The 10,977-nt window shown below is 66.0% G+C and carries 8 protein-coding genes; 7 read left to right on the top strand and 1 reads right to left on the bottom strand.

Annotated elements, in window-relative coordinates; translation table 11 throughout:
* Together clpA and ACIGHN_RS16570 are read left to right on the top strand one after the other, a co-directional pair.
* Positions 1 to 2,261: ATP-dependent Clp protease ATP-binding subunit ClpA (gene clpA / locus ACIGHN_RS16575; protein ID WP_396505223.1), on the top strand; the 2,261-nt coding region annotated here is incomplete at its 5' end.
* Positions 2,262 to 2,687: 426 nt separating this feature from the next.
* Positions 2,688 to 2,945 carry a DUF2789 domain-containing protein gene (locus ACIGHN_RS16570; protein WP_056419783.1) on the top strand — a complete coding sequence of 86 codons (258 nt, stop codon included), beginning with the start codon at positions 2,688 to 2,690 and terminating at the stop codon, positions 2,943 to 2,945.
* 55 nt (positions 2,946 to 3,000) lie between these two features.
* Here the strand turns inward: ACIGHN_RS16570 and ACIGHN_RS16565 are convergent, their stop codons facing one another.
* Positions 3,001 to 4,464, bottom strand: a complete 1,464-nt coding sequence (locus tag ACIGHN_RS16565; protein ID WP_396505222.1) for a lytic murein transglycosylase — start codon at positions 4,462 to 4,464, stop codon at positions 3,001 to 3,003.
* A gap of 268 nt (positions 4,465 to 4,732) precedes the next feature.
* Between ACIGHN_RS16565 and sbcB the strand changes: the two genes are divergently transcribed.
* From sbcB to ACIGHN_RS16540, 5 genes are all read left to right on the top strand, one after another.
* Complete coding sequence (gene sbcB, locus ACIGHN_RS16560; protein WP_396505221.1) at positions 4,733 to 6,178, top strand: exodeoxyribonuclease I; 1,446 nt, start codon at positions 4,733 to 4,735, stop codon at positions 6,176 to 6,178.
* Positions 6,179 to 6,326: 148 nt separating this feature from the next.
* Complete coding sequence (locus ACIGHN_RS16555; RefSeq protein WP_396505220.1) at positions 6,327 to 7,574, top strand: cystathionine gamma-synthase family protein; 1,248 nt, start codon at positions 6,327 to 6,329, stop codon at positions 7,572 to 7,574.
* Positions 7,575 to 7,625: 51 nt separating this feature from the next.
* A complete protein-coding gene (locus ACIGHN_RS16550) occupies positions 7,626 to 8,957 on the top strand; it encodes a protein kinase (protein WP_396505219.1) in 1,332 nt (443 codons plus the stop codon).
* Between the two features lie 198 nt (positions 8,958 to 9,155).
* Positions 9,156 to 9,827, top strand: a complete 672-nt coding sequence (locus ACIGHN_RS16545) for a permease (protein ID WP_156370496.1) — start codon at positions 9,156 to 9,158, stop codon at positions 9,825 to 9,827.
* A gap of 22 nt (positions 9,828 to 9,849) precedes the next feature.
* Positions 9,850 to 10,614: a lysostaphin resistance A-like protein gene (locus ACIGHN_RS16540; protein WP_396505218.1), complete on the top strand. Its 765-nt coding sequence runs from the start codon at positions 9,850 to 9,852 to the stop codon at positions 10,612 to 10,614.
* Positions 10,615 to 10,977 lie beyond the last annotated feature (363 nt).

The raw sequence follows: 10,977 nt of genomic DNA, 5'->3' as shown, positions 1-10,977 counted from the left end.
TGTTGCTTGCATTGCTCGATAACCCCAGCGCAGCGGAGGTGCTGCGCGCATGTTCGGCCAACATCGATGATCTGCGTTCATCGCTGTCGAACTTTATCAAAGACAACACGCCCCAGGTCGCCGGCACCGACGAGGTGGACACCCAGCCGACCCTGGGCTTCCAGCGTGTGATCCAGCGCGCCATCATGCACGTGCAGTCCACGGGCAATGGCAAGAAGGAAGTCACGGGCGCGAACGTGCTCGTGGCCATCTTCGGCGAAAAGGATTCGCATGCCGTGTACTACCTGCACCAGCAGGGCGTGACGCGCCTGGACGTGGTGAACTTCATCGCCCACGGCATCAAGAAGGGCGAGCCGCCAGAACCCGCCAAGGCCGAGAACCAGGCCGAGGGCGAAGAGGGCGGTGGCGGCGAGCGCAGCGAAAAGGCGTCGCCACTGGAGCAGTTCACCCAGAACCTGAACCAGGCAGCCAAGGACGGCAAGATCGATCCGCTGATCGGCCGCCACTACGAAGTCGAGCGCACGATCCAGATCCTGTGCCGCCGCCGCAAGAACAACCCGCTGCTGGTGGGCGAAGCCGGCGTGGGCAAAACGGCCATCGCCGAGGGCCTGGCCTGGCGCATCACGCAAAACGACGTGCCGGAAATCCTGGCCGAGGCCGTGGTGTATTCGCTCGACATGGGCGCGCTGCTCGCGGGCACCAAGTACCGCGGTGATTTCGAGCAGCGGCTCAAGGGCGTGCTCAAGTCGCTCAAGGACAAGCCCAACGCGATCCTGTTCATCGACGAGATCCACACCCTGATCGGTGCGGGCGCAGCCTCGGGCGGCACCCTCGATGCATCCAACCTGCTCAAGCCGGCGCTGTCCAGCGGCCAGCTCAAGTGCATCGGCGCGACCACCTTCACGGAGTACCGTGGCATCTTCGAAAAAGACGCCGCGCTGTCGCGCCGCTTCCAGAAGGTGGACGTGGTCGAGCCCACGGTGCAGGAAACCATCGACATCTTGAAGGGCCTGAAGTCCCGCTTCGAAGAGCACCACAGCGTGAAGTACGCTGCGGCCGCCCTGCAAGCCGCGGCCGAGCTGAGCGCCAAGTACATCAACGACCGCCATCTGCCCGACAAGGCGATCGACGTCATCGATGAAGCCGGTGCTGCCCAGCGCATCATGGTGCCCAGCAAGCGCAAGAAGACCATCGGCAAGGCCGAGATCGAAGAGATCGTGGCCAAGATCGCGCGCATTCCGCCGGCCAATGTCTCCAACGACGACCGCGGCAAGCTGCAGACGCTGGAGCGCGACTTGAAGAGCGTGGTGTTCGGCCAGGACAAGGCACTCGAAGTGCTGGCGTCGTCGGTCAAGATGGCGCGCTCGGGCCTGGGCAAGGGCGACAAGCCGATCGGCTCGTTCCTGTTCAGCGGCCCCACGGGCGTCGGCAAGACCGAAGCGGCCAAGCAGCTGGCCTACATCATGGGCATCGAGCTGATCCGCTTCGACATGTCGGAGTACATGGAGCGCCATGCCGTGAGCCGCCTGATCGGCGCGCCTCCGGGCTACGTCGGGTTCGACCAGGGTGGCCTGCTGACCGAAGCCATCACCAAGAAGCCGCACGCGGTGCTGCTGCTCGACGAAATCGAGAAGGCACACCCGGACATCTTCAACGTGCTGCTGCAGGTCATGGACCATGGCACGCTGACGGACAACAACGGCCGCAAGGCCGACTTCCGCAACGTGCTCATCATCATGACCACGAACGCTGGCGCCGAGACCATGAACAAGGCGACCATTGGCTTTACCAACCCGCGGCAGGCGGGCGACGAAATGGGCGACATCAAGCGCCTGTTCACGCCCGAGTTCCGCAACCGGCTGGATGCCATCGTCAACTTCAAGGCGCTCGACGAGCAGATCATCCTGCGCGTGGTGGACAAGTTCCTGCTGCAGCTGGAGACGCAACTGGCCGAGAAGAAGGTGGAAGTCACCTTCACCGACACGCTGCGCAAGCACCTGGCCAAGAAGGGCTTCGATCCGCTGATGGGCGCCCGCCCGATGCAGCGCCTGATCCAGGACACCATCCGCCGCGCGCTGGCCGACGAACTGCTGTTCGGCCGCCTCACCGACGGCGGCCGCCTGACGGTCGACATCGAGGTCAAGACCGACGACAAGGGTGTGGAAACCCCCGAGGTCCTGCTGGACATCCAGCCGGCCTCCAAGAAAGAGCGTGCCGCCAAGTCGGAGCCCGCCGAGCCGGAAGAGGCCACTGCCGATTGATCGGCGACCAGGTATTGGCTTCATCGCCTGACCCGGCGTAACCGGAATGCACCGGGTTATGCAGCCGGTGCAGTGTCTGCGGCGCTGGGAGCGGTCACCCGACCCACGCCATCAAAAAGCCAGCCATCGTCACGATGGTTGGCTTTTTTGCTTTGGGCTGGTGCTTCGTGGTCTTGGTGCCACGGTGTTTGGGTGTTGTTCTGGGGCGCAAGCCTGCGTCTGTCAGCGGCCGGCGCTACTGAATGACGGGCTTTTCGTGCAGTGCGCCTGCGGCAATGGCGCGACTTGCAGGAAACGGCCATCCGCAGGTCTGCGCGTCCTTTCAGACCGCGTGCAAGCTGCTATGTTCACTCCACACAGCGCAGCGGCCCCCCGAAGGACCATGCGCTGGCATCGTTTCGTCATTCACAACAAGGAGTCCTGCCCATGATCACCACCGAACCCACCATGACCAATCTCTTCCTGCAACTGGGCCTGGATGAAAGCGAGCAGGGGATCGCCGACTTCATCAAAGGCCATCAGCTCCCCACCGAAGTAGCGCTGGGCGATGCGCCGTACTGGAGCGATTCGCAGCGCCAGTTCCTGGTCGAGCAACTCAAGGCCGATGCGCCCTGGGCGATGATCGTGGACCAGTTCAGCGAATCGCTGCACTCCGACGCGGTCAAGCGCAGCACGGGGCTCTGAAGCGCCCGCAGGGCGGGCGCAGCGGTGGTGTGCTGCCGCCGCGCCCTTCCTTGCGTTATCGCGCGGGCGCGGCAGTGGGCGCTGTGCCTGGCGCTGCTGGGGTCGCCGCGCCCCGCAGGCGCGCGAGCAGGTCGGCGGTGGCGTAGCCGTCTGCCACCAGCCCTTCGCTTTGCTGATAGCGGCGCAGTCCCGCCCGGGTGGCCGGTCCCAGCACGCCGTCTGGCGTTCCGGTGTCGAACCCCCGTTCGTTGAGTGCCACTTGCAGCGCCAGCACCTGGTCCCGCGACAGGGCGGGCAGGTCACGCGGCCAGGCGGCGATGATGGGCGCGCCGCCGTCGATCTGCTGAGACAGCTGGGCCACGCCCAGTGCGTACGTCACCGCGTTGTTGTAGCGCAGCAGCGTGCGGAAATTGTGGCCCACCAAAAACGCTGGGCCCCGGGCACCGGCCGGTGCCAGGATGGAGGCAGCCTCCAATGCCGGCAATGGGCGCCCGTCCATGGTCTGCACGCCTTCGGCCGCCCACTGCACCGCGCTCTGGCGCACGCTGAGCTCCGTGCGTGCATGGTCAAAACCCGCGGGCAGCTGGACTTCGGTGCCCCAGCTCTCGCCGCGCCGCCAGCCTTCGCCGGCCAGGAATGCCGCGGTGGACGCAGCCACGTCCGGCACGCTGCCCCAGATGTCGCGGTGGCCGTCGCCATCGGCATCGACGGCATGGCGCAAGAACACCGAGGGCAGGAATTGCGTGTGCCCCATGGCGCCCGCCCACGATCCGATCATGCGGTCGGCAGCGATGTCGCCCTGGTCGATGATGCGCAGGGCGGCCAGCAGCTCGTTTTGCGCCCAGGCGCGGCGCCGCCCCTCGTAGGCCAGCGTGGCCAGCGCATCCACGGTGCGGAAGGTGCCGAAGTTGCTGCCGTAGTTGCTCTCCATGCCCCAGATGGCGGTAATCACCGTCGCCGGCACGCCGTAGCGTGCGGACGCCGCCTGCAGCGCTGCGGAATGCTCGGCCAGCTTGGCCTGGCCCTGCGCCACGCGCTGCGGCGACACCGCGCTGTCGAGGTACGCCCACGGTGTGCGTGTGAACTCGGGCTGGGCGCGGTCCAGCTCCACCACACGGGGTTGCCACTGTGCCGTGGCCAGCACATTGCGCACCGTGTCGGGGCGTATGCCGGCCTGCAAGGCCTGCGACTGAAAGGCGCTGTTCCACACGGCGAAGCCTGCGATGTGGTCCGCGTCCGAGCCCGTGGCCAGGGCAGCAGCCTGGGCAGCCGTCGGCGCAAGCGGTAAGGCGCCGGGCTGCGGCGGGCTGGGGAGCGCGGCGGCGGGTGTGGCTGCGGTCGCTGGGGCTGGGGCGGGGGCGGGGGCGGGGGCCCGGTTGGACGCCTGGGCAGGGCCGCTGCCATTGGCGGGGGCAGCGCAGCCTGCCAAAGCCAGCGCGGTGGCCAGCGTCACGAGCGCTGCAGGCGTTGCCTTGGGGCGGCGGGTGGAGTCGGTGGAAACAAGCGTGTTACGGGTCATGCGCCATTGTCCCGCCCCTGCCGGGCGTTTGTTGCACTGCAGGTGTATCACTGCGTGAAGACGCTGCGTCAGCAGCATGGCGTCGGCAGGCGGGATGAGAAAGGCGGTTTACTATGGTTTTGATAGCTGCCAGCGCTTGAACGGCAAGCGGTAGGGGCCCAAATCGCTTCAAAATGGGGTTACATTTGGCGCACCGTGGCGGGCCCGTCGTCCGCCGCCCGTTCACGTTCACTGTCACCGACAAGCCCACCGTCCTCGTCCTCCGTCCATGGCTTCACACACCTTTCTCTGGCACGACTACGAAACCTTCGGCGCCAACACGCGGCGCGACCGGCCCGCGCAGTTCGCGGCCATCCGCACCGACGCCGATCTCAACGAGATCGGCGAGCCCCTGAACATCTTCTGCCAGCCGGCCAACGACTACCTGCCCGACCCGCAGTCGTGCCTGATCACCGGCATCACGCCCCAGCAGTGCCTGGAGCAGGGCGTGCCCGAACACCAGTTCGCCGCTCGCATCGAGGCCGAGCTGGCGCAGCCTGGCACCATCGGCGTCGGCTACAACACCATCCGCTTCGACGACGAGATCACGCGCTTCATGTTCTGGCGCAACCTCATCGATCCGTATGCCCGCGAGTGGCAGAACCAGTGCGGCCGCTGGGACCTGCTGGACGTGGTCCGCATGACCTATGCGCTGCGGCCCGACGGCATCACCTGGCCCAAAAAGGAAGACGGCGCCCCCAGCTTCAAGCTGGAGCACCTCTCTAAAGCCAACGGCCTGCTGCACGAGGCCGCGCACGATGCCCTGTCGGACGTGCGCGCCACCATTGCGCTGGCGCGCCTCATCCGCCAGCACAACACCAAGCTCTTCGACTTTGCGCTGTCGCTGCACAAGAAGGACCGCGTGGCGACGGAACTGCGCCTGCCGGCCACCAGCGTCACGGCGCGGCCTTTCCTGCACGTCTCGGGCATGTTCCCGGTGGACCGGGGCTGCCTGGGCGTGATGTGGCCGCTGGCCAGCCACCCCACCAACAAGAACGAACTCATCGCCTGGGACCTGTCGCAGGACCCGACACCCCTGGCCACCATGGGTGTCGACGAGATCCGCCTGCGCATGTTCAGCAAGGCCGACGCACTGCCCGAGGGCGTCACGCGCCTGCCGGTCAAGACCATCCACCTCAACAAGTCGCCCATGGTGGTGGGCAACGTGAACACCCTCACGCCCGCGCTGGCGCAGCGCTGGGGCATCGACATGGAGCAGGCCGCGCAGCATGCCGACGTGGCGCGCAGCCTGCCCGACATGAGCGGCATCTGGCCGGCCGTGTTTGCCCGCCCGCCCGAGGCCACGCCCGATGTGGACCAGGACCTGTACGGCGGTTTTGTGGGCAACAACGACCGCCGTCTGCTCAACGAGTTGCGCACCATGAGCGGCGAGAAGCTGGCCCGCTCCCGCGCCGCGTTCGACGACCCGCGCCTGGCCGAGCTGCTGTGGCGCTACCGGGCGCGCAACTTCCCCGCTACGCTGTCGCCTGAAGAAGCGCAGCAGTGGGAGGCGCACCGCGCAGCCTGCTTGTTCGACGGGCAGGGCGGGGCGCGCACGGTGGAGCAGCTGTTCACCGAAATCGACACGCTGTCGGAGACCGCTGAAGACGACCGCACACAGGACATCCTGGGGGCCCTGTACGATTACGCGGAGCACATCGCGCCTGAACGGTAGCCCCCCCTGAGGCGCTGCGCGCCTTCCCCCCTGAGGGGGGACGCACCCGGTGGCCTGGCGAAGCCAGTTCCACGGGTGCACTGGCGTTAAGGGCGCGCCAGTTTCAGAGCTTGTGACGATAGCTGACCCAGCAATCCGCTTACTTTTTATGACGACACCGCAGACCAACCATTTCACGACCGAGATCCTCCACGCCGACCGCCAGGGCGGCGCGGAGCATGGGGCCATTCACAAGGCGATCCACACCTCGGTGCAGTACGGCTACGACCAGGTCGAGGACCTGATCGCCGTGTTCCAGGGCACCGCCAAGGGCGGCTTCAATTACGCGCGGCAGGGCACGCCCACCACGGCGGCGCTGGAGGCCAAGATCACGCAGATGGAAAAAGGGCAGGGCACCATCGTGTTCGCCACGGGCATGGCGGGCATCTGCGCCATCTTTCTCACGCTGCTGAAGGCGGGCGACCACCTCGTGGCCAGCCAGTTCGTGTTTGGCAATACCAACAGCGTGTTCGGCACGCTGGCTGACCTGGGCATCGAGGTGACCCTGGTGGACGTGACCGACGCCGCCAACGTGGCGGCTGCGGTGCGGCCCAACACCCGCATGGTGTTTGTCGAGACCATCGCCAACCCCGGCACGCAGATCCCGGATCTTGAAGGTGTCGGCACCGTCTGCCGCGAGCGCGGGCTGCTGTACGTGGTGGACAACACCGTGGCGTCGCCCTACCTGTTCCGTGCGTCCACGGTGGGCGCGGGCCTGGTGCTCAACTCGCTCACCAAAAGCATCGGCGGTCAGGGCGCGGCGCTGGGCGGCGCGGTCACCGACACCGGCTTGTTCGACTGGAGCACGTACCCCAACATCTTCGCGCCCTACCGCAAGGGAGACGCCAAGGGCTGGGGCCTGCAGCAGGTGCGCAAGAAGGGCCTGCGCGACATGGGCGGCACGCTGTCGTCCCACGCCGCGCACCAGATCGCGCTGGGCGCCGAGACGCTGTCGCTGCGCATGGACCGCACCAGCGCCACGGCGCTGGCGCTGGCCCAATGGCTGGAGCAGCACCCCGCCGTTTCGCGCGTGCTGTACCCTGGACTGCCTTCGCACCCCCAGTACGCTTTTGCGCAAAAGCACCTCAAGGCCGGCTCGTGGCTGCTGTCGTTCGAGCTGCGCAACCCCGACCACTGCCTGCCCGTGTGCAACCGCCTGCAGCTGCCCATCAAGGCCACGGGCCTGGCAGACACGCGCACGCTCATCATCCCGGTCGCCCACACCATCTTCTGGGAGGCGGGCCCCCAGGTGCGCGCCGCCATGGGCATTGCCGACAGCATGATCCGCTTGTCGGTAGGTCTGGAGGAAGTCGAGGACCTGCTCGCGGACTTCGAGCAGGCGCTGGCGGGGCTCTGACGGGCCTACAGCGAAGTCCACCCCGGCTGCCCCCACCGCCCCATCCACACCATGGCCACCGCCACCTCTGCACCGCCCGCCAACATCGGCAAGTACCGTATCGAGCGCGAGCTGGGCCGGGGCGCCAGCGGCATCGTGTTTCTGGGGCTGGACGGGTTTCGGGGCCGCAAGGTGGCCATCAAGCAGACCCACGCGCATCTGCTGAAGCAACCCGAGCAGGCCGAGCGCTACCGCAAGCTGCTGCGCAACGAGGCCGCGCTGTCGGGCCGGCTGCGCCACCCCAACATCGTGCGCCTGCTCGACGCGGATGAAGAAGCCGTGCCGCCGTACCTGGTGCTCGAATACGTCGACGGCCAACCTCTGTCGGCCTACTCCACGCCAGACGCACTGCTGCCCGTGCCCCAGGTGCTGGACATCGCCTTCAAGTGCTGCAACGCGCTCGAATACGCCTACCGCGAAGGCCTGGTGCACCGGGACATCAAGCCCGCCAACCTCATGCTGGCGCAGGGCGGCGACATCAAGCTCACCGACTTCGGCGCCGCCCTGTCGCTGCGCAGCGATGCCACCCAACTGTCGGGCCTGGTGGGCTCGCCGTCGTACATGTCGCCCGAGCAGGTGCGCGAGCAGGACCTGACCCACCACAGCGACATGTTCTCGCTGGCCGTGGTGGTGTACGAGCTGCTCACCGGCCGCCGCCCGTTCGACGGCGACACCGACTTCGCCACGCTCTACAAGATCAGCAACGAAGCGCCCACCCCGCCCAGCTTGCTGCGCGCCTCGCTGCCCAGCCATGTCGACGACGTGCTGCTACGCGCCCTGGCCAAGAACACGGCCGACCGCTTTGCCACCTGGCAGGACTTTGCCCAGGCCCTGCTGGCCGCCCACCAGGGCCTGCCCCGCCAGAAGTCGCAGGACACCGAGGCCGAACGCTTTGCGCGGCTGCGGGCGCTGCCTTTCTTTGCAGACTTTCACGACGTGGCGCTGTGGGAGCTGATGCGCCTGGGCCACTGGCGCCGGCTGGAGCAGGGCACCGTCCTCATGCGCGAGAACACGCCCGGCGACTCGTTTTGCATCCTCATCGAAGGCCAGGTCAGCGTCAGCCGCCAGGGCTGGACCCTGAGCACCCTGGGCCCCGGCGTCACCCTGGGCGAGATGACCTACCTGCGGCCCGAGGACAAGATGCGCACCGCCACAGCCGTGGCAGAGACCGAGGTGCTGGTGCTCAAGGTGCGCAACCCCGCGCTGCAGGGCGCATCGGAAGACCTGCAGTCGCGGTTTGACAAGGCGTTCATCAAGCTGCTGGTGGGGCGGCTGATTGCCACCAACGAGCAACTGGGGGAGTGGGAGCTGGTGGCGGCGCCGGGAGCGGCGGGCGACGAGTGATAGTTCTGGCGGGGGTGTCGTGCGCAGCGCTGCTGTCCATGGGCCTGACGCTGCGGACGGCTGCCAGGCAGCGTTTCTGCCATCTGCCATCTGCCATCTGCGCCTTGTCTTTGAACGCTTACTATCGGCCAGACGGGTACATCGCCCTCGGTCACTTGGGCAGGTGAGTTGTTGCAAGCTTTGGGGGCGAAGCAAACCATGGATCTGATGAAGTTGCTGCGAAGTCTTGAGGAGTTCGTCTTCGAGGCGATAGCTCTGCTGTTCTTCTACCCCAAGACGCTGTTGCGAATCGTCTCAAGGCCGCTCCAGGCCATGGAGTACGCCGAGCAGGAAGAGACTGCGAACAAGCCCGATGCCTATGACAGTGCGGTGAGCCCGCCCTTGCTGTTGTTGCTCACGTTGCTGTTGGTCAATGCCGTGGGCACGGCATTGCATGTCTCGCAAGCAGCGGATGCCGCCCCCCTTGCCCGCCAGATTCTCAACTCTCCGCAGAACCTGCTGCTTTTTCGCAGCCTGCTCTTCAGTCTGATTCCGCTGTCAGCCGCAGTGCTGCTGCTGAGAGCGCGCGGGCAACTCACGTCGCGCACCACTTTGCGCCAGCCTTTCTTCGCGCAGTGCTACCTGACCTCGCCATTTGCGTTGGTTGTTTCGATGGGCCTCATCGCCACACAATTGCACGAGCGCAGCACGGCAGCGGTAGGTGCGATTGCGTTCGCTCTGGCGTGCATGTGGATGCTGGGCGTTCAAGCCGCCTGGTTCCGCGTCAAGCTTGGCATCGGCTGGCTGGCTGCATTGGCCATCGGCTTCGGGCTCCTGGTGTGGTCCGGTGCGTGCGTGCTTGGCGTGGTGGCCTTGGTCGCCAGCTTTTGAGTTTGCAAAGGGTCTCACCATCGTGCGTCTCAAACCTCACTGGGTTATCGGGCTGGGCATCTACCTCGCCTATGCAGGCTGGGTGGCTGCGGCATGGGCATTCTTTGGCATCGACTATGCGTCGCTGGGTACGTCGGCAAACCTGCTGCGGGGTGTCATCCTGCCGTTGGGCCTGGCGGCGCTTGCGCTGTGCATTTTCAACGGGCTGGCGCAATGGTGGCCACAGACCACCCGCGAACCCCGCATGCACGCGCCCATGTATCAGCTCGCGCTGGCGCTGCCCATGTGCGCCTTCATTGCGCTGAACATTCAAGGTGCCGACTGGGCATCGATGGGGCTGCAGCATGCCCTGGTGTTGGCCGGGGCGATGCTGCTCGTGGGTTTTTGCGAAGAGATGGTCCATCGTGGCATCTTGCTGGTGTGCCTGCGCCATGCCCTTGGATCGGAAGCCTGGGTGTGGTTCTGGTCAAGCGCGCTCTTCGGCCTCATGCACGCCAGCAACGCGTTCTTTGGCCTTGGAGCGGCGGCGCTGCTGCAGGTGGTACTGGCGTTTTGCGCGGGCACGGCGCTTTATCTGCTGCGCCGGTTGACTGGCAGCCTCTGGGTCGCAATGCTCTTCCACGCCTTGTGGGACTTCTCGAGTCTGGCACATGCCCTGGGGCATGCCACCCAATCCGGCGCTGCACTCGCCGCTCTGGGAGCCACCTATCTGAGTGCATTCGTGGTACTGGTCCTGGTTCTGCGCAAGAGGCCGGAGGTGGTCATCAACACGTACGATCCAAGCTGACAGGTGCAAGTATCTCAACGCAGAAAAGTAGCCCGTTGCAGGGGAGTCGGGGCAGGTGGTTTTGGCTTCCTGTACATCTGCCCTTGGCGTGCGACGTCGCGACCCCGGTTGAATCCGCATGTCTTTTAGAAGAAGTCGGTATCCAAAAACCTGTGTATGTTGCCGCAAGTTCCGCAGGTATTTCCTCAAAACTTCGCCAGGGATTCTCTGCACGAATCGAGCTGCCAAGTGTGCGCTGCGGATCGGGATGGAGTGCAAGGCGCAAAACGCAGCAATAGCCGTAGCTATTGCGAGTATTTGCAACGCCGCAGGCCGCCCGAGACCGCAGATGCACACGGCGCGATGATTCGTGCAGAGGGTCCC

Origin of the sequence: Acidovorax sp. NPDC077693, assembly GCF_044542805.1 — a bacterium.
Classification (GTDB): domain Bacteria; phylum Pseudomonadota; class Gammaproteobacteria; order Burkholderiales; family Burkholderiaceae_C; genus Acidovorax.
Note: the sequence above shows the minus strand (reverse complement) of the source record. Positions and strands in the feature narration are given on the sequence as shown.